The organism is Brachybacterium kimchii (assembly GCF_023373525.1).
Classification (GTDB): domain Bacteria; phylum Actinomycetota; class Actinomycetes; order Actinomycetales; family Dermabacteraceae; genus Brachybacterium; species Brachybacterium kimchii.
Map to the genome: position 1 here is coordinate 423642 of NZ_CP097218.1, position 20972 is coordinate 444613.

Annotated in this window: 23 protein-coding genes and 1 tRNA gene; 17 read left to right on the forward strand and 7 right to left on the reverse strand. The window is 72.9% G+C overall.

Going from position 1 to position 20972, the window contains the following annotated elements:
• Positions 1-3: 3 nt before the first annotated feature.
• Together M4486_RS01900 and M4486_RS01905 are read left to right on the forward strand one after the other, a co-directional pair.
• On the forward strand, positions 4-1890 hold the full coding sequence (locus tag M4486_RS01900) for a dipeptide/oligopeptide/nickel ABC transporter permease/ATP-binding protein (protein ID WP_249479295.1): 1887 nt from the start codon (positions 4-6) through the stop codon (positions 1888-1890).
• Entirely contained in the window at positions 1887-2795 is a 909-nt protein-coding gene (locus M4486_RS01905; protein WP_249479296.1) for an ABC transporter ATP-binding protein, read from the forward strand. The genes M4486_RS01900 and M4486_RS01905 overlap by 4 nt, the downstream gene beginning before the upstream one ends.
• On the opposite strand, the gene M4486_RS01910 is transcribed toward M4486_RS01905, so the two are convergent.
• Together M4486_RS01910 and M4486_RS01915 are read right to left on the reverse strand one after the other, a co-directional pair.
• Complete coding sequence (locus tag M4486_RS01910) at positions 2710-3141, reverse strand: VanZ family protein (protein WP_249479297.1); 432 nt, start codon at positions 3139-3141, stop codon at positions 2710-2712. The two genes, M4486_RS01905 and M4486_RS01910, sit on opposite strands and share 86 nt — an antisense overlap.
• Positions 3138-4400, reverse strand: a complete 1263-nt coding sequence (locus M4486_RS01915; protein WP_283257953.1) for a serine hydrolase domain-containing protein — start codon at positions 4398-4400, stop codon at positions 3138-3140. Before M4486_RS01915 ends, M4486_RS01910 begins: the two co-directional genes overlap by 4 nt.
• A 95-nt stretch (positions 4401-4495) precedes the next feature.
• Between M4486_RS01915 and M4486_RS01920 the strand changes: the two genes are divergently transcribed.
• From M4486_RS01920 to rdgB, 8 genes are all read left to right on the forward strand, one after another.
• The gene (locus M4486_RS01920; protein WP_249479299.1) at positions 4496-4879 is read left to right on the forward strand and encodes a DUF3039 domain-containing protein; all 384 of its coding nucleotides are present in this window, start codon (positions 4496-4498) and stop codon (positions 4877-4879) included.
• A 55-nt stretch (positions 4880-4934) separates the two neighbouring features.
• Positions 4935-6782: a DEAD/DEAH box helicase gene (locus M4486_RS01925; RefSeq protein WP_249479300.1), complete on the forward strand. Its 1848-nt coding sequence runs from the start codon at positions 4935-4937 to the stop codon at positions 6780-6782.
• 104 nt (positions 6783-6886) lie between these two features.
• The gene (clpS, locus tag M4486_RS01930; protein ID WP_249479301.1) at positions 6887-7234 is read left to right on the forward strand and encodes an ATP-dependent Clp protease adapter ClpS; all 348 of its coding nucleotides are present in this window, start codon (positions 6887-6889) and stop codon (positions 7232-7234) included.
• Positions 7234-7878 carry a DUF2017 family protein gene (locus M4486_RS01935; protein WP_249479302.1) on the forward strand — a complete coding sequence of 215 codons (645 nt, stop codon included), beginning with the start codon at positions 7234-7236 and terminating at the stop codon, positions 7876-7878. Before clpS ends, M4486_RS01935 begins: the two co-directional genes overlap by 1 nt.
• A 97-nt stretch (positions 7879-7975) precedes the next feature.
• Positions 7976-8791 carry a glutamate racemase gene (gene murI / locus M4486_RS01940; protein ID WP_249479303.1) on the forward strand — a complete coding sequence of 272 codons (816 nt, stop codon included), beginning with the start codon at positions 7976-7978 and terminating at the stop codon, positions 8789-8791.
• Complete coding sequence (locus tag M4486_RS01945) at positions 8788-9582, forward strand: MBL fold metallo-hydrolase (protein WP_249479304.1); 795 nt, start codon at positions 8788-8790, stop codon at positions 9580-9582. Before murI ends, M4486_RS01945 begins: the two co-directional genes overlap by 4 nt.
• 105 nt (positions 9583-9687) lie before the next feature.
• Complete coding sequence (gene rph, locus M4486_RS01950; protein ID WP_249479305.1) at positions 9688-10467, forward strand: ribonuclease PH; 780 nt, start codon at positions 9688-9690, stop codon at positions 10465-10467.
• The gene (gene rdgB / locus M4486_RS01955) at positions 10464-11135 is read left to right on the forward strand and encodes an RdgB/HAM1 family non-canonical purine NTP pyrophosphatase (RefSeq protein ID WP_249479306.1); all 672 of its coding nucleotides are present in this window, start codon (positions 10464-10466) and stop codon (positions 11133-11135) included. The genes rph and rdgB overlap by 4 nt, the downstream gene beginning before the upstream one ends.
• Positions 11136-11183: 48 nt before the next feature.
• On the opposite strand, the gene M4486_RS01960 is transcribed toward rdgB, so the two are convergent.
• Both M4486_RS01960 and M4486_RS01965 read right to left on the reverse strand, forming a co-directional pair.
• Complete coding sequence (locus M4486_RS01960) at positions 11184-11720, reverse strand: DUF4916 domain-containing protein (protein ID WP_200503136.1); 537 nt, start codon at positions 11718-11720, stop codon at positions 11184-11186.
• Positions 11721-11753: 33 nt separating this feature from the next.
• A complete protein-coding gene (locus tag M4486_RS01965; protein ID WP_249479307.1) occupies positions 11754-12389 on the reverse strand; it encodes a histidine phosphatase family protein in 636 nt (211 codons plus the stop codon).
• 545 nt (positions 12390-12934) lie between these two features.
• On the opposite strand from M4486_RS01965, the gene M4486_RS01970 reads away from it, so the two are divergent.
• Positions 12935-14797, forward strand: a complete 1863-nt coding sequence (locus M4486_RS01970; RefSeq protein ID WP_249479308.1) for an HNH endonuclease signature motif containing protein — start codon at positions 12935-12937, stop codon at positions 14795-14797.
• A 187-nt stretch (positions 14798-14984) separates the two neighbouring features.
• Here M4486_RS01970 and M4486_RS01975 read toward each other — a convergent pair.
• Positions 14985-15066, reverse strand: a tRNA-Leu gene (locus M4486_RS01975).
• Between the two features lie 87 nt (positions 15067-15153).
• On the opposite strand from M4486_RS01975, the gene M4486_RS01980 reads away from it, so the two are divergent.
• Entirely contained in the window at positions 15154-15327 is a 174-nt protein-coding gene (locus tag M4486_RS01980; protein WP_228358047.1) for a DUF3618 domain-containing protein, read from the forward strand.
• Between the two features lie 92 nt (positions 15328-15419).
• Here M4486_RS01980 and M4486_RS19850 read toward each other — a convergent pair whose 3' ends face one another.
• Positions 15420-16004, reverse strand: coding sequence for a YchJ family protein (locus tag M4486_RS19850; RefSeq protein ID WP_346731762.1), 585 nt, complete (start codon positions 16002-16004; stop codon positions 15420-15422).
• On the opposite strand from M4486_RS19850, the gene M4486_RS01990 reads away from it, so the two are divergent.
• The 5 genes from M4486_RS01990 (at position 15993) to M4486_RS02010 (ending at position 19751) form a co-directional block, all read left to right on the forward strand.
• Positions 15993-16433 (forward strand): GNAT family N-acetyltransferase, encoded by a 441-nt coding sequence (locus M4486_RS01990; protein ID WP_249479309.1) that lies wholly within the window; start codon positions 15993-15995, stop codon positions 16431-16433. The genes M4486_RS19850 and M4486_RS01990 overlap by 12 nt on opposite strands.
• Positions 16434-16497: 64 nt before the next feature.
• Positions 16498-17082 (forward strand): sugar O-acetyltransferase, encoded by a 585-nt coding sequence (locus M4486_RS01995; protein ID WP_249479310.1) that lies wholly within the window; start codon positions 16498-16500, stop codon positions 17080-17082.
• Positions 17083-17149: 67 nt separating this feature from the next.
• On the forward strand, positions 17150-17914 hold the full coding sequence (locus M4486_RS02000; RefSeq protein WP_249479311.1) for an SDR family oxidoreductase: 765 nt from the start codon (positions 17150-17152) through the stop codon (positions 17912-17914).
• Between the two features lie 113 nt (positions 17915-18027).
• Entirely contained in the window at positions 18028-18750 is a 723-nt protein-coding gene (locus M4486_RS02005) for a TVP38/TMEM64 family protein (protein ID WP_249479312.1), read from the forward strand.
• A 236-nt stretch (positions 18751-18986) separates the two neighbouring features.
• Positions 18987-19751, forward strand: coding sequence for a hypothetical protein (locus M4486_RS02010; protein WP_249479313.1), 765 nt, complete (start codon positions 18987-18989; stop codon positions 19749-19751).
• 21 nt (positions 19752-19772) lie between these two features.
• Here the strand turns inward: M4486_RS02010 and M4486_RS02015 are convergent, their stop codons facing one another.
• Positions 19773-20870: an NADH:flavin oxidoreductase/NADH oxidase gene (locus M4486_RS02015; protein WP_249479314.1), complete on the reverse strand. Its 1098-nt coding sequence runs from the start codon at positions 20868-20870 to the stop codon at positions 19773-19775.
• Positions 20871-20972: the final 102 nt, after the last annotated feature.

A 20972-nucleotide genomic window follows, 5' to 3' on the forward strand; every position in this document is an offset into this window, starting at 1 on the left:
CCCATGTCCACCACGAGAACGTCCCTCACCCGCCTCGTGCCCCGCAGCGGCAAGGTCCGCGCCGGGGTCCTCATCGTCGTGGTGTTCGTGCTGATCGCCGTGATCGGCCCGCTCACCGCCCGCTTCTCCCCGCAGGCGACATCCTTCGACCTGCTGCGCCCGCCCTCGGCCGAGCACTGGATGGGCACCACCCAGACCGGCCAGGACGTCTATGCGCAGTTCGTCACCGGTGCTCGCGTCTCGCTGCTCGTGGGCCTCGTCGCGGGCGTCGTCTCCCAGGTGTTCTCCGTGATCATCGGGCTGCTCGGCGGGTACCTGCGCGGAGTCGCCGACGACCTCCTGTACATCCTCACCGCAGTGTTCCTGGTGATCCCGGGCATGCCGCTGCTGATCGTCCTCACCGGCTACCTGCCCAGCCGCGGCATGTTCGCGATCGCGGTGGTCATCGCGATCACCTCGTGGGCGGGCTCGGCGCGCGTCATCCGCGCGCAGACGATGTCCCTGCGCGGCCGCGAGTTCGTCGAGGCGGCGCGCGCGAGCGGTGAGTCCCGCATCCGGATCATGTTCGCCGAGGTGCTGCCGAACATGCTCCCGCTGGTCGCCTCCGGCTTCCTGTTCTCGGTGATCGGGGGCATCCTCTCCGAGGCGGGCCTGTCGTTCCTGGGTCTCGGCTCGCTGACCACGGTCTCCTGGGGATCGATGCTCTACTTCGCCCAGAGCGCGCAGGCGCTGCTCTCGGGCGCCTGGTGGTGGTACGTCCCGCCGGGCCTCGCGATCGCCGTGATCGGCGCGGGCCTCGCGCTCATCAACTTCGGCATCGACGAGTACGCGAACCCGCGGCTGCGCACGGGCTCCTCCCGCCATCGCGCCGTGCGCGGATCCCTCGCCGCGGGCGGCGACGCCACCACGGCCGACGCCGCCGCCGGCGGGGCGGCGGTCAGCGCCGGGCCGACGGGTCCGACGGGCCCGGCGGGGCCGAAGGATCCCGCGGCGCCATCGGCCCCGGCGACGTCGACGGGCACCGCGCTCGCCGACACCGTGCCGGAGGCGGACCCGGTGATCCGGCCGTCGGACGTGACCGGCGACCCCGTCATCGAGGCCGATCACCTGAGCGTCGACTACCCGACCGAGCACGGCACGGTGCACGCGGTCGACGACGTGACGCTCACCCTGCACCGCGGGGAGATCCTGGGCCTGGCCGGGGAGTCCGGCAGCGGCAAGTCGACGCTCACCAACGCCATCACCCGGATGCTGCGCCCGCCCGCGCGGATCGCCGGAGGGTCGGTGTCCTACACCGACGCCGCCGGTGGCCGGACGGACCTGCTCTCCCTGGACGCGCGCGGTCTGCGTGCGATCCGCTGGACGGAGATCGCCGTGGTCTTCCAGAGCGCCATGAACGCCCTGAACCCGGTCACGACGATCCACTCCCAGTTCGACGACGTCATCCGCGTGCACCGGCCCGACCTCGGCCCGGCCCGGCGCACCGAGCTCGCGCGCGAGCACCTGCGCCGCGTGGGCATCGACCCCGAGCGCCTGGGCGCCTACCCGCACGAGCTCTCGGGCGGGATGAAGCAGCGGGTCGCGATCGCGATCGCGCTGGTCCTCGAGCCGGACGTCATCTTCATGGACGAGCCGACCACGGCCCTGGACCTGCTGGTCCAGCGCGAGGTGCTCGACCAGATCGTGCGCCTGCGCGAGGAGTACGGCTTCGCGATCGTCTTCACGACGCACGACCTCGCCCTGCTGCTGGAGATCTCCGACTCGATCGCCGTCATGCGCCGCGGGCACCTGGTCGAGTACGGGCCCGCGGCCGAGATCTACCGCGACGCCCGCCACCCGTACACCCGGAGTCTCCTGGACTCCCTCGAAGCCCTCGGGAGCCTCGCATGAGCATCGCCGCCGCCGACCCCGGCACCCCCGACCGCAGCACCCCGGACACCGCCGCGCGCGGCGAGGTCGTCCTCGAGGGCAGGCACCTGGTCAAGGAGTACGGCGTGGGAGAGCGCCGCGGCGTGCTGCGCCGCCGCCGCACCCTGCGCGCCGTCGACGACGTCTCCCTCGAGCTGCGCCGCGGGCAGGTCACCGCGCTGGTGGGTCAGAGCGGCTCGGGCAAGTCCACGCTGGGCCGCCTGCTCGCCCGGCTGGTGCCGCTCACCGGCGGGGAGATCCTCCTGCACGGGGATCGGGTGGCCGGCGGACCGGGCGGAGCCGGCGGCTCGGGCGGCACCTCGCCGCGCGAATACACCGGGCAGGTCCAGCTGACGCTCCAGGACCCCTTCGCCTCGCTCAACCCGCTGCGCCGGATCAGCTACATCCTGGGTCGCGCCGTGCGGCTGCACCAGAACCCCTCCGGGGCCGACGAGGTGCGCGAGCGCAGCGCGGCGCTGCTGTCGCGGGTGGGCCTCGAGCCGGCCGAGCACTACCTGGACCGCTTCCCGCACGAGCTCTCGGGCGGGGAGCGCCAGCGCGTCTCCTTCGCCCGCGCGCTCGCCGCCGGTCCGTCCGTGCTGCTGGCCGACGAGCCCGTCTCGATGCTCGACGTGACGATCCGCAAGGCCATGCTGGACCTCATCGACGACCTGCGGCGCGAGGAGGACCTCGCGGTCCTCTACATCACCCACGACCTGGGCAGCGCGCGCCGCTACTCGAGCGAGGTCCTGGTCATGCACGAGGGACGCGTGGTCGAGCGCGGGGAGTCCGCGCAGGTCATCAGCGATCCGCAGGATGAGTACACGCGGCGTCTGCTCGCGGCCGCCCCGGATCCGCGGCGCTCGCTCGGGGCGCCCGGCGACTGATCCTCCGCTCCGCGGCCCACGCGAGCACCCCGAGCGCGATCCCGACGAGGTCGGCGAGGACGTCGCCGGGGTCGGCCGAGCGGTGGGGGAGCAGCGCGCCCTGGAGGACCTCGATGAGCACGGCGTGGGCAGCGGCGGCGAGCACCACCCAGCCGATCGGGAAACGCGCCGCGGGCGCGAGCAGGCGGCCGAACGCCCAGACGGTGAGCGCGAAGACGCCCACGTGGTAGACCGTGTCGATGCCCACGGGGCCTGCCGGCCCGGTGTCGGGGACGCTGGGCAGGTAGAAGCCGATGTTCGCGAGGAGCGCGAGGCCCGCGACGAGCAGGCGGCCGTGGGAGGTCACGCGCGCGGCCCTGCCGACGCCGATGCAGAGGCCGACGCCGGCGCGAAGGCGAGGCGCGCCATCTCGCGGCGCGCGCCGAGCACCTCGAAGCGCTCGCGACGGGGGTGCACGCGGTTGGTCAGCAGCGCGGCGACCGCGCCCGTGGCGGGGTCGGCCCACAGGGCGGTGCCCGTGAACCCCGGGTGCCCCAGCACGCCGGGCGCGAGGGAGCCGTCCGGCAGCTCCTGGCCGATCCTCACCCCGAGCCCCTGGCGCCACGGCGCACCCGTGGTCGCGGGGAGGGTCAGCTGGTCGCGTCCGATCTCGCGTCGCAGATCCTCCGGGAGCCGGGGCCCGGGCGCCGTGCCCGCGAGCACGCGCGCGATCGCGCGGGCGTCGTCGAGGGTCGCGAACAGCCCCGCGTTGCCGACGCCGCCGAGGGCCCAGGCGGTCTCGTCGTGCACCGCGCCGCGCACGAGCCCGCGGGGCGGATCCTCCTGGAACTCGGTCGCCGCCGCGCGGGCACGGGCCTGCGCGTCGGGCCACCAGGTGGCGCGGTCCGCGCCGGCCGGACCCAGCACGCGCTCGTCGGCGAGGGCCGGAAGGTCCGTGCCGCCGAGACGCGCGAGGATCTCGCCGAGCAGGATGAAGCCGATGCACGAGTAGGCGTGGGCGGTGCCGGGCGCGGCGGCGAGCTCCGCGCGGCCGATCTCCGCGAGGCGCTGCTCGCGCGTGCCGGCGATGCGCCACAGCGGCATCGTGGGAGGGAGACCGGCGGTGTGCGTGAGCAGGTGACGCACAGTGATCCGCGCGTCGGGCACGAGGGCCGGATCCAGCAGGTCCGCGGCCCTGTCCTCGAGGTCCAGGGACCCGTCGGCGATCAGGGTCGCGGCGGTGAGCGCGGTGACGACCTTGGTCACCGAGGCCATGTCGAAGAGCGTCTCGGGTCCGACGGGCTCCACCGGGCCGACGGGGCCGCCCGGGCCCATCGGGCCGGAGGGATGCACGGGGTCCGCACTCCCGGCAGGATCCTCGGACAGCGGCGACCCGTCGGCCGCGAAGCTCACGGTGTCCCCGCCGAAGATCCGCAGGGAGCCGCCCTCGGGCCCGTCGAGCCCGCCGATGCCCGCGGCGACCGCGCCCGCGCCCTCGTGGGAGTCCACGACAGCGCCGTCGGCCGACGACCCGGAGGCGCCTCTCCGTCTGCCGCGCGCGCCGCCGAGCAGCGCGTCGACGAGGGTCTGCAGGCCCTCCTGCGGGGCGTCGGGCCTCGCGCTCACGTGATCCCCCTCCACACCGGATGGTCCATGGGTGTCCGATCCTGCCACGCCGACTACCCTCGGGAGCGACGACGATCAGCCCGAAGGAGCCTGACATGCCCTCGATCTCCGATCCCGACCGCCTCGACCCGTATCGCGAGGACCCCGGCCAGTCGCCCGGCGCGACCGCCGTGCTGGACCGCGAGACCAAGGAGCGCGAGGAGAAGACCGATGACGGCGACCACGACCGGTTCGCCCACTACGTGCGCCGCGACCGGATCACGCAGGCCGCCCTCGACGGCACGCCCGTGATCGCCCTGTGCGGCAAGGTCTGGGTGCCCGGGCGCGACCCCAAGAAGTACCCCGTGTGCCCGGAGTGCAAGGAGATCCACGACGGCCTGCGCGAGCCCAACGACGGCGGCGACGGATCGGGCGGAGGCAAGGGCGGATCGGGCGGCGGCCGCGGCGGGTTCCGCGGCTTCTTCGGCGGTCGGCGCTGAAGGACCGCTCCGTCGGCGATTCCTCACATCCCGCCCGCCGTGCCCCGGCGTCGGGATGTCCGGGCGCGGCGGTAACGTGGTCCGCGCTGTGACACCACCGACGACACCCCAGACAAGCGACCCGCACCGGCCCTCGACCGCGGCGGCGCAGTCCCTCCCACCGGCGTACCCGGAGCGCGCCGCCTGGGGCACGGCCCCGAAGCTGCGCGCCTGGCAGTCCGAGGCCCTCGCGATGTACCGCGAGCGCGCCCCCAAGGACTTCATGACGGTCGCGACGCCGGGCGCCGGCAAGACCACCTTCGCGCTGCAGATCGCCGCGATGCTCCTCGCCGAGGGCACCGTGCGCCGCGTGACCGTGGTCGCCCCGACCGAGCACCTGAAGACGCAGTGGGCGGACTCCGCCGCGCGAGTGGGGATCTCGCTCGACCCGAACTTCACCAACGCCCAGGGGCGCCATGGCGCCCACTTCCAGGGCGTCGCGATCACCTACGCGCAGGTCGGCATGAACCCGATGCTGCACCGGGCCCGCACGGAGGCCGAGCGCACCCTGGTGATCCTCGACGAGATCCACCATGCCGGCGATGCCCTCACCTGGGGCGACGGCGTGCGCGAGGCCTTCGACCCCGCCACCCGGCGCCTGGCCCTGACGGGCACCCCGTTCCGCTCGGACGACTCGCAGATCCCCTTCGTGGTCTACGAGGAGGACTCCGAGGGCTTCCTGCGCTCGAAGGCCGACTACTCCTACGGCTACGCCGACGCGCTGCGGGACAACGTGGTGCGCCCCGTCATGTTCATGACCTACTCGGGGCGCATGCACTGGCGCACGAAGACCGGCGACGAGGTCTCCGCGCAGCTCGGCGCGATCGAGACCAAGGACATCACCCAGCAGGCCTGGCGCACCGCGCTGGATCCCAAGGGGGAGTGGATCCAGGCGGTCCTCGCCGCGGCCGACAAGCGCCTGACGGAGATGCGCCGCCACGTGCCGGACGCGGGCGGCCTGGTCATCGCGACCGACCAGAAGACGGCGCGCGCCTACGCGGCGACCCTCCACGACATCACCGGCGAGGAGATCACGACCGTCCTCTCGGACGACGCGGGCGCCGGCAAGCGCATCGAGGCCTTCTCGGACTCCGATGACCGCTGGATGGTCGCCGTGCGCATGGTGTCCGAGGGCGTGGACGTGCCGCGCCTGGCCGTCGGCGTCTACGCGACCTCGACCGCGACCCCCATGTTCTTCGCGCAGGCCGTCGGACGCTTCGTGCGCTCGCGGACCCGTGGCGAGACCGCGAGCATCTTCCTGCCCTCGGTGCCGATCCTCACGGCCCACGCGGCCGCCATGGAGGAGGAGCGCGACCACGTCCTGGATCTGCGCCCGCCCGAGGGCGACGCGGAGACCGGGCTCGACGAGCATCTGATCGAGGAGGCCAACCGCCCCGAGCAGGCCTCCGACCAGCTCGAGCTGTCCTTCGAGGCCCTCGAGTCCCAGGCGTCCTTCGACCGCGTCCTCTTCGACGGCGGCGAGTACGGCGCCGGGGGAGACGCCGGCAGCGAGGACGAGCAGGAGTTCCTGGGCATCCCGGGCCTGCTCGACGCCGATCAGATGCGCACCCTGCTGCAGGAGCGCCAGGCCAGTCAGATGGCCCGTCGCTCGAAGAAGGGCGAGGGAGCCGCGAGCGAGGCGGACCGGGCGATCCCCGTCGTCGACCACCGGCGGCTCATGGACCTCCGCAAGGAGCTCTCCTCCCTGGTCTCCGCGTGGGCCCGCAAGTCCGGCACCCCGCACGGCCAGGTCCACAACTCCCTGCGCTCGCGCTGCGGAGGCCCCGCCGTGCCGCAGGCCAGCGCCGAGCAGATCGAGGAGAGGATCGCGGTCGTGCGCGGATGGTTCGTCGGCCGCCGCTGAGGACCGGGCCCGCACACCGCTGGGACCGAGCTGACCGCTCCGTCCCACCCGCTTCGTAGAATCGACGGACCACGCGGTCCACGCGACCCCGGAAGGAGGACGCCGTGCACGGACACGATCCCGACATCGACATCGACACCGACACGGGCGGCGGCTCGCGGACCGTCGGCGTCCTCGACCCCGAGCGCGCCGCGCAGGCCGAGGACCTCGAGGACGGCCCCTGGCAGACGGTCGTCTGGAACGACCCCGTCAACCTCATGAGCTACGTCGTGCACGTCTTCCGCACCTACTTCGGGTTCAGCCGCGCCCGCGCGCACGAGCTCATGCAGCAGGTCCACGAGCAGGGCAGGGCCGTCGTCTCGCGCGGCTCGCGCGAGCGCGTGGAGTCGGACGTGCAGGCCATGCACTCCTACGGCCTGCGCGCGACCCTCGAGCGCACGGAGGAGGGCTGATGGCCCACGCGTTCCGCCCCCGCCCGGGAGGCGACATCGCCTGCCGCCTGGACGGCGAGGAGAAGGCGATCATCAGCCAGGTCGCCCAGGAGGTCGCCGAGCTCATCCGGCACGACCTCGACCTCCGCGAGGAGCCCGGGGCGGTGCGCGCCGCCGCCGGCTCGGACGACCCCCTCGAGCGCCTCGAGGCCGAGTTCGCCCAGTCCTCGGTGCGCGCGCCCCGCGACACCGCGGTGCGCCGGCTCTTCCCCGACGCGAGCACCGACGCCGCCGTCGCCGAGGAGCTGCGGCGGCTGGGCCAGCAGGACCTCGCGACCGAGAAGATCGAGGACCTCACCCACCTGGTGCGCAGCCTCGACGGCAGCGGTCCGGGCGACGGCGAGGTCACCGTCCCCGCCGACGACATCGCCTCCTGGCTGCGCGCCCTGAACGACGTGCGGATCGTGCTGGCGGACCGGCTCCACATCGCGAACGACGGCGACTTCGAGACCCTGCGCATGCTCCAGCAGATCGGGGAGCGCGTCGAGGACGCGCCCCCGCTCGAGGACGAGGACGGCGTGGCCGGGGCCGACGTCGTCGCGGCCGTCTACGAGCTGCTCACGTGGCTGCAGGAGAGCCTGCTGCGCGCGATCGACGAGTACTGATCGGAGGGCCGGTCGCGGCCCCGCGGACGGTGTGATGTCCCGCGCACTGAGTGCGTCCTCACTGAGGGCTGAAAGGATCCTGCCTACTGTGGGGCAGATGAGCAACGCGCCGATCGGGATCTTCGACTCCGGGGTCGGGGGCCTCACGGTCGCCCGAGCGATCCTGGACCAGCTGCCGCGCGAGGAGCTCCTCTACATCGGGGACACCGCGCACACGCCCTACGGCCCCCGTCCCATCGCGGAGGTCCGCGCCCTCGCGCTGGGGATCATGGACGATCTCGTCGAGCGCGGCGTGAAGATGCTCGTGATCGCCTGCAACACCGCGAGCGCCGCCGTGCTGCGCGACGCCCGCGAGCGCTACGACGTCCCCGTCGTCGAGGTCATCCAGCCCGCCGTCCGCCGCGCCGTGGCCGCGACCCGCAACGGCCGCGTCGGCATCATCGGCACCCAGGCGACCGTGGGCTCCCGCGCCTACGACGACGCCTTCGCCGCCGCCCCGAGCCTGCAGATCACCTCCGCCGCCTGCCCGCGCTTCGTCGAGTTCGTCGAGCGCGGCGAGACCCAGGGCGACGAGGTCATCGGGATCGCCGAGCAGTACCTGGCGCCCGTCCAGGAGGCGGGCGTGGACACGCTCGTGCTGGGCTGCACCCACTACCCGATGCTCACCGGCCCCATCAGCTACGTGATGGGATCCGAGGTCACCCTGGTCTCCTCGGCCGAGGAGACCGCCCTGGACGTCTACCGCCAGCTCGTGGCCGGCGGCATCCAGCGCACGGACCCGAACCCCCCGGCGCACGTCTTCGCCGAGACGGCGCCGCACGACGGCACGCCCTCGATGTTCTCGCGCCTCTCCCGGCGCTTCCTGGGCCCGTCCGTGACCATGACCGCGACCCTCCCGGTGGTGACCCCATGAGACTGACCGTCGTCGGCTGCTGCGGCAGCTTCGCCGGACCCGCCGGCGCCGCCTCGAGCTACCTCCTCGAGCAGGAGGACGAGGACGGCCGCACCTGGCGGATCCTCCTGGACCTCGGCAGCGGCGCCTTCGGGCCCCTGCAGGCGCACATCGACCCCGCGACGCTGGACGCCGTGGTGATCTCCCACCTGCACCCCGACCACTTTCTGGACCTCACCGGTCTCGAGGTGTTCTGGGCGTACAACGCCCGCGACCTGCCGCGCCTGCCGATCTTCGCCCCCGACGGGCTCGCCCACCGCCTGCGCGCGGTGCTGGGCCGGGAGGGCGACGTCCCCGACGGCGTCACCTGCCTGCCCTTCGACCACCGTCCGATCCGCGACGGTCAGGAGATCGAGATCGGGCCGTTCCGCATCGAGATCGGCGCCGTGCGCCACACCGTCGAGTCCTTCGGGATGCGCGTCGCCGCGGGCGGCGGCGTGCTCACCTACTCGGGTGACACCGACACCTGCGACCGCCTGCTCGAACTCGCCCGCGGAGCCGACGTCTTCCTGTGCGAGGCCGGGTACATCGAGGGCCGCGACGACCGCTTCTCGGGCGTCCACCTGACCGGTCGGCGCGCGGGGGAGGCGGCGGCCGCCGTCGGCGCCCGCAGCCTCGTGCTCACCCACATCGCCCCCTGGACCGACCCGGAGGTCACCCTGGCCGAGACCCGCGCGGTCTTCGACGGGCAGATCACCATGGCCCGCCCGGCGCTCGTGGTCGAGACGGAGTCCGTGCGCGCGCTGCCCTGAGCGGAGCCCGCTCCTGAGCGGAGCGCACGGCCCCCGGGCCGATATCCTCGACTGCGTCCCGCGGGCCCCGCCCGCCACCCGAGCAGCGAGAGAGGTGCGCGGCCCATGAGCGCGACCACCCCCGAGACCCCCCGCACCGGTCCGAGCACCGACGGCCCCCGCGTCGACGGCCGCACGGCCGATGAGATGCGCGAGGTGAGGATCACCCGCAACTGGCTCGACCACGCCGAGGGCAGCGTCCTCGTCGAGTTCGGCCGCACCCGCGTGCTGTGCGCGGCCTCCTTCACCGAGGGCGTGCCGCGCTGGAAGAAGGGCTCGGGCAGCGGCTGGGTCACCGCCGAGTACGCGATGCTGCCGCGCGCGACCTCCACCCGCTCCTCCCGCGAGAGCGTGAAGGGCAAGATCGGCGGACGCACCCACGAGATCTCCCGCCTCGTCGGCCGCTCCCTGCGCGCCGTCGTGGACATGGAGGCCCTGGGCGAGAACACGATCCAGCTGGACTGCGACGTCCTCCAGGCCGACGGCGGCACCCGCACCGCCGCGATCACCGGCGCCTACGTGGCCCTCGCCGACGCGATCTCCTGGGGCAAGCTGCACGCCGCCGTCCCCGCCGCCCGCGAGGTCCTCACCGACTCCGTCTCCGCCGTGAGCGTGGGCATCGTCGACGGCGAGGCGCTGCTGGACCTCGAGTACCGCGAGGACGTCAAGGCCGAGACCGACATGAACGTCGTGGTCACCGGCTCCGGCTCCTTCGTCGAGGTCCAGGGCACCGCCGAGGGCGCACCTTTCGACCGTGCCGAGCTGAACACCCTGCTGGACCTCGCGGTCGGCGGCTGCGCCGACCTCTCGGCGCTCCAGCGCGAGGCGCTCGAGGGCCGGCGATGAGCCCGGCGGACGGGAACCGGGGGACCGGCGGGACGCAGATCCCCGCGGACGCCCGCATCATCATCGCGAGCCACAACCAGGGCAAGCTCCGCGAGCTGCAGCAGATCCTCGAGCAGATCGTCCCCGGCTTCGAGGAGGGCATGCTCGTCTCGTCGGCCGGCCTCGAGCTCCCCGACGTGGTCGAGGACCGCGTGACCTTCGAGGGCAACGCCCTGCTGAAGGCCCGCACGGTGAGCGCGGCGACGGGACTGATCGCGGTGGCCGACGACTCCGGTCTCGCCGTCGACGTGCTCGGCGGCAGCCCCGGATTCCTCTCCGCCCGCTGGTCGGGGCGCCACGGCGACGACGAGGCCAACAACGACCTGCTCCTCGCCCAGATGGGCGACGTGCCCGCCGAGCATCGCGCCGCGCGCTTCGTGTGCGCGGCGGCGCTGGTCGCGCCCGACGGCACCGAGCGCGTCGAGCGCGGCGAGATGCCGGGCCGCCTGCTCACGGAGCGCCGCGGAGAGGGCGGCTTCGGCTACGACCCGCTCTTCGTGCCCGCCGACCAGGCCGAGGGGCAGGAGCGCACCGCGGCCGAGCTGAGCCCCGAGGAGAAGAACGCGATCTCCCACCGAGGCAAGGCGTTCCGCGCGATCGCGGGGGACATCGCCCAGCTGCTGCGCTGAGCGGGCGCCCGGCCGGGCCCGACCCGCAGGGTGGGACCGGCCGGGATCTCAGACCAGCCCGGCGTGGGCGAGGGCGCGGCGCACGATCACGTCGTGGCCGTTGTCGAGCTCGGAGAGCACCTCGCCCTCGCGCAGCTCCTCGACGTCGAACCAGGTGAGCTCGAGCGCGTCCTCCTGCGGGGCCGCCTCGCCGTCCACGGGCACGATGTACGCGAGAGAGATCGCGTGCTGCCGCGGATCGGTGAACAGCGACTGGCCGGGCGTGGGGAAGTACTCGGCGACAGTGAATGGCACGGGCGAGACGGGGATCCGCGGCATCGCCATCGTGCCGAGGTCCTTCTCCACGTGCCGGGCGATGGCCTCGCGCAGCGTCTCGTGCACGAGCACGCGGCCCGAGACGATCGCGCGGATGATCCGTCCGCTCCCGGATGCGCGCAGCAGCAGCCCCACCTGCGTGATCGCGCCGTCGACGTCGGTGCGCACGGGCACCACGTCCACGTACGCGATGGGCAGGGCGCGGCGCAGCTCGGCCATCCTCTCGGGCTCGAACCAGGCGCCCTCGGCGTCCACGGCGGTGCGGCTCATGTGTCCTCCTGGAAGGTCGGGGAGTGGTGCGGCTCAGAGTCCGTAGGGACGCAGGTGGTGCTCGGAGAGCGGGAAGCGCGGAGAGGCCCCCACGGGCGCGGTGCGCGCAGGCTCCTCGGCGGCCTCTCCGGCGATCATCTCGACCTGCCACGACTCGCCCTCGTGGCGCAGCAGGGACAGTGCGCCGTTGGGGATCGAGGGCAGGTGCGTCCCGGTGACGCCGGAGAGCAGCAGGCGGATGAAGGTGCCGTGGGCGACCACGAGCACGTTCTGGTCGGCGAAGCGCTCGGCGAGATCGTCGAGCGCGAGGTAGCCGCGGTCGGCGACAGCCTGCAGGCCCTCGCGCCCGGGGAACGCGCGCCCGGGGTAGCGGGCCTCCATCTCGGCGACGTCATGCCCCTCGGCCGCGCCCCAGTCGATCTCCGCCAGGCGCGGATCGGTCCCGACGAAGGAGATGCCGTGGTCCTCGGCGATGATCCGCGCGGTCTCCTCCGCGCGTCCGAGCGGGGAGGAGACGGCCGCGTCCCAAGCGATGTCCGGCGCGCCGTCGAGCGCGTGGTGCGCCTGCTCACGGCCGGTCGCGTTCAGCGGGATGTCGCTCGAGCCCTGGAACAGGCCCCGCAGGTTGTAGTCGGTCTGCCCGTGTCGCACGAGGCCGAAGAGGGTCATCGTCGGGAACGCTCCTGAGGACGAAGAGGGATGGGGCCGACGGGGCGGCAGGTGCCGCGCATCGTCGTCCCGGCCAGGGTAGCCGTCCGCGGCGGTGGTCCGGTGTCCAGGGTCAGGGGCGTGCGGGCGGGTGGACGGTGGGGTTCGGCGATTCGTGGCTGAAGGGGGCGACGGCGCCGGCGACGGAAGGGCACGGGGACGGCAAAGCGAGGGTCTCGTGCCCGGTTGTGCTGAGGGGTTCTAGAGGTTCTCGGATGGGTTCATCGGGTCCTCCACATGGGGGTGTTTTCCACGGGGTTATCCACTACGGGTGGCGGATGCAGAGGAAGCGGGGAATATCGGCAGGCTTATCCACATTCTCGATAGAGGTCTGGTTTTCTGGTGCGCGGCGGGATAGAATCGGACATATCGAGAGCGAGCGCCAGCGGTTTTATTGGTGAGGTCGACGGATTCTGCTTTCTTGCCTCTCGAATCAGAGTTATCGCATCGCGCAGTCTCGCGCGGGGTCGTGGAATGCCGGGGAGGGGGTGGGTGGTGTGAGTGCGGTGGAGCAGCCGGAGTCGCAGGGTCGTCTGGACCTGCCCGGGGAGCCGGCGGTCGAGTCGACCTTCTCGATCCTCGATGACCTGGAGAAGATGTCCGAGCGTCAGCGCGAGGATATGCATGTCCACACGCCCCGGTTCGTGGCCGCGCCCCCGGAGGGTGTCAAGCCCTTGTTCGTGGTGAAGGAGTCCAAGAAGCCGGTGTGCCGGGATGTGGTGGCGCGCAGGGTGACGGCCCGCCCTGATGCGGAGCTGACCGCGCAGGTCCGTGCCCTGTGGGACGAGGGTGTCGATGAGTCCTATGAACTCTCCCGGCGTTTCGTGGCCCTGGCGCCGTTCTGGGCGGGGCGCGAGGACATGGACGCCGACCCCTACGAGGTCGAGCAGCAGGACCTGATGGTCGCCGTGGCGATGCGCTGCACCCGCGGCCAGGCCGCCAAAGCCATCACCGACGCCCACCGCGCCGTGGACCTCCTCCCGCGCTGCACCCAGGCGTTGGAGGCGGGGGAGTTCCCTGCGGAGTGGTTCCGGGCCCTGTTGCGGCGCACCGCGGATTTCACGCCGGCGGAGATGGTGCTGGTGGATGTCACGGTCGCTTCGTGGTGTTTGGCGATCATGCCGAGGGTGTTCACGAAATGCCTCGACCTGCTGGTGGCGAAGATTCAGCAGCGTCATCCGAAAGAACCCGAAGAAGTCTCCGCGACTCGTCGCCGCATGGTGTTGGACCCTGGAACCCTCGATGGCGTGGCGTCGTTGCGGATCATCGGCCCGGCCCCGGAGATCAAAGCATTGGCGGGGAAGTTCGATCAGGCGGCTCGTGCGATCCAGAACGCCCAGCGTCACGCCCTGATGGAGGGCACGGAGATCCCGCTGGATCCGGATCGTCGGGTGGAGAACGAGGGCATGCCCCTGTCGCTGAACCTGATCCGCTATCACCTGGCGCATGCCGCGCAGCTCGACACCGGTGGCATCACCGTCCCGGAGGCGCGGTTCCGGTTGAACGTTCTCGTCCCCTTCCTGACCCTGGTCGGTGGGGATGACGCCCCGGGCGTCCTCGAGGATGGGACGCCGATTCCCGCGCAGATGGCGAGAGAGATCGCCGGGAAGAGCGAGGAATGGTTCCGGGTGCTGACGGATCCCTCGTCGGGTGAGTTCTTGCCGCGGCCGGCGGACAAGTACCGGCCCACGGGGGCGATGCTCGAACACCTGAGACTTCGCGGCCAATCCTGCGGCGTCCCTGGTTGCGAACGCGCAGCGTCTGTGGCCTCCGAGGCGGATCACATCGTGGAGTACAACCATGCGGATCCGGTGTGTGGTGGTCGGACGGCGGTGGAGAACCTGCACTTCCTGTGCTGGTTCCACCACGCGATGAAAACCGCCGGGAAACTCGACCCTGTCCGCGTGGAGGCAGACGAGGCCCCGGCGGGGACCGCGGGCACGGTGTGGGAGATGCACGAACGCTTCCGCGTGTTCCGCGAGGACGACACCGACCTCCTCACACCCCAAGCCGTCGCCCAACTCGACGCCGTCTGGGACTCGACGCAACGCAGGCAAGACGACTACGAGCAGCAACGCGATGCCGAGGACGGAAGCAGCGCAGAGTCGCCGTCTCCCGATCCCTCCCGGTTGGACTCGCCCTGGCCGATCCGGCCCGGGCCACCTGACCCGTGGCCCCGCGTGGACATGGACCACGCCGGCGCCTCTGATCTCGAAGAGGTCCCGGTCGAGAAACCCGTCCGGCGCCGGTACCAACCACTCCCGACGTTCCGCTACGACGGCGACATCCCCATCAGCGCCACCACCCGAAGGCCACGCAAACGCCAGGACCCGCCACCCAAGTTCGACCCCGGACCACCACCCTTCTGACCCCCGGCGCGGCCCGCCCTTGCTAGGCATCCAGGTCAGAACCCCGCCAGCAGCTCCACCCCCCCCGTAGAGGGGCACACCACCGTGTCCCTCTACACGCACGCCCGAAAACAGGATGTGAGCCCGGGCTGGCAACGGCAGCGTGCCACTGCCTCGCATGCGAGGTCCGCATGGGATGTGGGATAGGTGCGCGAGGCGGGACTCGAACCCGCACGCCCTCGGGCACTGGAACCTAAATCCAGCGCGTCTGCCAGTTCCGCCACTCGCGCGCCGCACCAGAGTAGCGGTCCGGACGCGGCAGCTTCGTGTGCACGATACGATCGGATCCGTCAGCACCCGACGACCCGGAGGCAGCCGTGGCCAAGAAGAACAAGGTGTCCCTGGAGGACATGCGCCAGGAGGCGACGAGGCGCCAGGACAACCTGGCCTCGGACATCGACGAGCTCGTGGACCGTGTGAACCCCAAGAACGCCGTCGCCCGCTGGGCCAACGAGGCCGTCAGCACCGTGAAGGGCCTCTTCCGCCGCTGACCCGCAGCGCACATGCTCGCCCCCGGCGCGGAACGTTCCGCGTACCGGGGGCGAACTGCATCCCAGGGGTCGCGCCCCGCGCGCCATCCGCGTCAGCCGCGGATCTCCCCGTCGACGTAGACCCAGCCCGGCGCTTCCTCCACCCGCCGGAACCGGGAGCGCTCGTGCAGACGCACCTTGCCCGCGCTCCCGCGCGCGATCGCCACGAACTCCACGACGCCCTCCGCGTCGCCGGGACCGCCCGCGACCACGTCGAGGATCCGCAGCTTCTGCCAGCGCAGGTCATCGTCGTCCGACGCCTCGAGCTCCGCGGCCGACGGGCGCTGCGTCGCGTCCCAGCTGCGCCGGAGGTGCGCCGTGTCACCGAGGGTGAAGGCCGAGAAGCGCGATCGCATCAGCGCCTCGGCGGTCGGGGCGTGGCGATCGCCGGCGAGGATCGGTCTGCAGCAGGAGGCGAAGGCCTGTCCGCTGCCGCAGAGGCAGGAATCATCAGGAGCGGGAGTCGGAGCGGTCTCAGGAGCGGGGGCCGGAGCAGCAGCAGTCGCAGGACCAGCGCCACGCTCGCGACCGTCGTGCCGCAGGGGGTCGCCGGGGTCATTGGCGGGGGCGGGGGAGGGCATCGCCCCAGTATCCCGCGGAGCCCACCGACTGCGAAGATGACGAGCATGACCTCGCATCTCCCGCCCCGCACTCTGCCCGATGGCCTCGTCGCGAGCACCGAGGCGCCCGCTGTCGACGAGTACGTGCGCCTGCGCACCGACTCCGGACTCAGCCCGAGGAGTCCCGAGCAGGCGGCGCCGATCCTCACCGGCAGCTGGGCCTGGCAGATCGTGCGCGACGCCGACGGGGCCCTCGTCGCGATGGGCCGGGTGATCGGCGACGGCGGGTGGTACTTCCACATCGCCGACATGGCGACCGCGCCCGCCCAGCAGGGGCGCGGCATCGGCCGCGTCGTCCTGGACCTCCTCATCGAGAGGATCCACGCCGCCGCCCCGCCCGACCCCTACATCACTCTGATCGCCGATCCGCCCGGGCGCCGGCTCTACGACGCGACCGGTTTCGTGGACGTCGCCCCGTCGCTCGGCATGCGGCTCGCGGGGCGCTGATCCCGGCCTCCACCACCCGCGCCCCGGCCTCCGCCACCCGCCCCTCGCCCGTAGGCTCGTGCGCATGAAGCCCTTCGCCGTCGACCCCGACGACCCCCGCAGCCAGCTCGAGCGGATGCTCGCCGGCGACTGGTACATCGCCGACGACCCCGACATCCAGCGTCAGTTCCGTCGCGCCCTGCGCGAGACCGCCCGCTTCAACGACGTCTACGCCCAGGATCCCGACGCCTCCCAGGGGATCCTCGGCGGCCTGCTCGGAGGCCTGGGGGAGGGCGCCCACGTGCGGGCGCCCCTGCGCGTCGACTACGGCAGTCGGCTGTACATCGGCGCCGGCACCTTCGTGAACTTCGGGCTCGTCGCCCTCGACGTCGTCGACGTCCGCATCGGCGAGCGCTGCCAGCTGGGCCCGAACATCCAGCTGCTCACCCCGATCCACCCGCTCGAGCGCGAGGCGCGCGCCCAGGGCTGGGAGGCCGCCGAGCCGATCACGCTCGAGGACGACGTGTGGCTGGGCGGCGGCGTCATCGTCTGCCCCGGCGTCACCGTCGGCGCGGGATCCGTGATCGGCGCGGGCTCGGTCGTGACCTCCGACGTGCCGCCCGGCGTCCTCGCCGTGGGGAGCCCCGCACGGGTGGTCCGGGAGCTCTGAGCGTCCGGTAGCCTCGGGACGATGCCGGTCGCGCGCCGGCCCCCGACCCCATCGAAGGAGCAGCACCATGTCGTCGACGTCCCTCGCAGGCAAGACCGCCGTCATCACCGGATCCTCGCGCGGCGTCGGCGCGGACACCGCGAAGCTGCTCGCCGCCCAGGGCGCGAACGTGGTCATCAACTACCGCCAGAAGGCGCCCCGCGCCAACAAGGTCGTCAAGGAGATCGAGGAGGCCGGCGGCCGCGCGATCGCCGTCGGCGCCGACCTCACCACCCCCGAGGAGGTGCGCGGCCTCATGCGCGCGGCCGTCGACGCCTTCGGCAGCCTGGACGTGCTGGTCCTCAACGCCTCCGGCGGCATGGAGGCCGACCTCGGCGAGGACTACGCGATGCGCCTGAACCGCGACGCGCAGCTCGACGCGCTGCTCGCCGGCACCGAGCTCATGACCGACGGCGGCCGCGTCGTCTTCGTGACCAGCCACCAGGCCCACTTCATCCGCGACGTCGAGACCATGGACCAGTACGTCGCGGTGGCGCTGTCCAAGCGCGCCGGCGAGGACGCCCTGGTCGAGCGCATCCCCGAGCTCGAGGCCGAGGGCATCGACCTCGTCGTCGTCTCCGGCGACATGATCGAGGGCACGGTCACCGCGACCCTGCTGAACCGCGCCGAGCCCGGCGCCCTGGACGCGCGCCGCGAGGCCGCCGGCCGCCTGTACTCGGTCGCCGAGTTCGCGGCCGAGGTCGCGAAGATGGCCACGGCCGACGTGAAGACCGGGCACGTGGAGCTCGTCGGCGGCGCCGAGGACTTCCTCGCCCAGTCCACGGATTCCTGAGCGGGGACGCCACGCCGCCCGCATCCGGGGGTCCCGCCGCGCCCCGCGGCGAGACCGCCCCGCCCGAGCGCTCCCCGCACGAGCATTCCCCGCGCCGGTTCGAGCCGCTGCCCGTGCTCCGGTCGCTGGCGCTCGTCGCGGTGGTGCTGCTCATGGTGTGGCTCGCCCTCACCGTGCGCCTGCCCTCGCTGGACGTGCTCCAGCAGCGCCTCGAGGACTACGGCTGGGCGGCCTTCCTTGTCTTCGCCCTGCTCTACGCCGTGGTCGCGCTGACGCCGATCCCGGTGACGATCATGGCGGTCGCGGGCGGCATGCTCTTCGGCGTGCTCGAGGGAGGCGTGCTCTCGATCGTCGGCGTGATGCTGGGCTGTTGGGGCGCCTACTGGGTCGCCCGGCTGCTGGGCCGCGGCGTTGTCGGCAAGATCCTGGGCAGCCATGCCCGCACCGTCGGCGACCGGCTCGAGAACGGCGGCTTCGCCGCGGTCTTCCTCCTGCGGGTGATGCCGGGCCTGCCCTACTGGCCGGTGAACTACGGGGCGGGAGCCTTCGGCATCACCCAGCGCGAGTTCCTCACCGCCTCGCTCATCGCCTGCATCCCCGGCCAGGTCTCCCTCGTCGCGATCGGGGCCTTCCTCGCCGACCCGGGAGTCATGATCGGCGTCGTCCTCGCCGCGTCGTGGGCGGTCGTGATCGTGATGACGATCTGGGGCTACCGCGCCTTCCGCGGCACCGCCCGTCGGCCCCTCCCCGGGTCCCGGCCCCACGGAGACGGGGGCCGGGCAGTGGCCGACGGGAGCGACGCGGACCCCGGGGACGTCGCGGACGACCAGGCCTGATGCCCGCGCCGCGGACCACGCGCCCGACCGGACGCGGCGCGTCGTCCGGGCCGCCGGTCTCCCGCACCGACCCCGCACCTGGAGCGGCCGTGCGATGACGTATTCTCTGCCGGTGAGGCGGATCGGACAGGTCGTTCAAATCGGACTCGCCCGGCCCGTCCCGGACGGAGAGAGCAGTCCGTCGGACCAGCCGCAGGAGTGACGAGGGGAGACGCATGGGGGAGCAGGGGACTCGCGTGCACGCTCGACGCGCCGGCGCCCTCCTGCCCGAGAGCCGGGACCCCATCGCCCAGCGGGTCCTGGACTCCGCGCGCGAAGTGCTCGCCCAGCAGCCCGGCGCCGCGGTGACCCTCGACGAGGTGATCAGCGCCGCGCGGGTCGAACCCGCCGGCGCACGTCGGCTGTGGAGCTCCGACCAGGACCTCATGGTCGGTCTCATCGCCCGGGACCTGCTCGAGGCTTCTCGCCGCGTGTCCCGCGCGCTGCGCGAGGACCCCGGACGCGCGCGGCCCGACCGGCTCTGCCTGCATCTGGTCGAGAGCCTGCGCTCGCGGGTGCTGGTGTGCGCGCTGCAGCGCGCCGACGGGGACCTCCTGGGCGACGCGGTCGACGACCCCCGCACGGTGCAGCTCACGCGGCAGCTCATGCCCGTCGGCCTGGTCGGCGAGATGGTCGGGATCTGGCGCGAGCACGGCCTGGTGTGCCTCGTGTGCGAGGCCGATCACCAGGCCTTCTCCCTGCAGTGCCTCCTGCGCGGCTTCATGGACCCGCTGATGGCGGGCGTGCCGCTGCACGGCTCGCATGCGCGGGACGACATCGCCACGGAGACCTTCGCCGCCGCCGTCGACCGGGTGCTGGGGCGGGGTCCGGCGAGCGACGGGCCGACGCGTGATCGGCCGGACCGCGACGCCGAGGCGGAGAGCCTCGCCGCCGCCTCGGCCGACGTGCGCCGTCTGCTCGCCGAGCGCACCGCCTCCGTGCACTCCCTGCTGGGGCTGTGACCCGCCGGCCCCCGCCCTGCGTCAGCCGCGCAGCTGCTGGCGGTAGGCGCGGAGGTAGGGGGTCGGGATGGGCGGCTCCGCGACGCGCAGCGCGAGGGCCGCGCGGATCGCGAAGCTCGGATCGCGCAGGAACTCGCGGCCCACGCGCACCACGTCCGCGAGGCCCGTCGCGGTGATCTGCTCGGCCTGCCAGGGCTCGTCGATCATGCCGACGGCCGAGACCGGGATCCCCGCGCCCTGCTTCACGGCCGTCGCGAGCGGCGTCTGGTAGCCGGGGCCGACGGGGATCTGCGCCTCGGGGCTGTTGCCTCCCGAGGAGATGTCCACCATGTCCACGCCGTGCTCGCGCAGCCATCCCGCCACGCGCACCGTGTCCTCGACGTGCAGTCCGTCCTCGACCCAGTCTGTCGCCGAGAGCCGCACCAGCAGGGGCATGCCCTCGGGGATCGACCCGCGCACGGCATCGACGATGCCCAGCAGCAGCCGCGCGCGGTTCTCGAGGCTGCCGCCGTACTCGTCGGTGCGGACGTTGCTGAGCGGGGAGAGGAACTCGTGGATCAGGTAGCCGTGGGCTCCGTGGATCTCGATCATGTCCATCCCGGCCTCGACGGCGCGGCGGGCGGCGGCGACGAAGGCCTCGATGACGCCGTCGATCCCGGTCGCGTCGAGCGCTCGCGGCGCGGCCAGATCGCCGAAGGGCAGATCCGAGGGACCGACGGTCTCCCAGCCGCCGTCGGCGACGGGGATCGAGGTGCCGGGCGCCGCGTTTCCCCACTCGCTGTAGGTCGACGCCTTGCGGCCCGCATGTGCGAGCTGGATGCCGGCGGCGGCGCCCAGGGAGTGCACGAGGTCGACGACGCCGCGCAGGGCATCGCGCTGCGCGTCGTTCCACAGGCCCAGGTCCTGCGGGCTGATGCGCCCCTCGGGGACCACGCCGGTCGCCTCGACGATCACGGCGCCCGCCCCGCCGCGCGCGAACGATCCGTAGTGCATGAGATGCCACGGGGCGACGACCCCGTCGGTCTTCTCGACCATGTACTGGCACATCGGCGGGACCCACACGCGGTTGCGCACGGTGAGATCGCGCAGGGTGATGGGGTCGAACAGGGTGCGGCTCATGCCACGGCTCCTCGAAGCTGGGGGACGGGCGCCGTCCGCCGCGTCCGCGCGCCCCAGGGCGAGGGACCTCGTGATGGCGATCCCGGACATGGCAGCGACGCT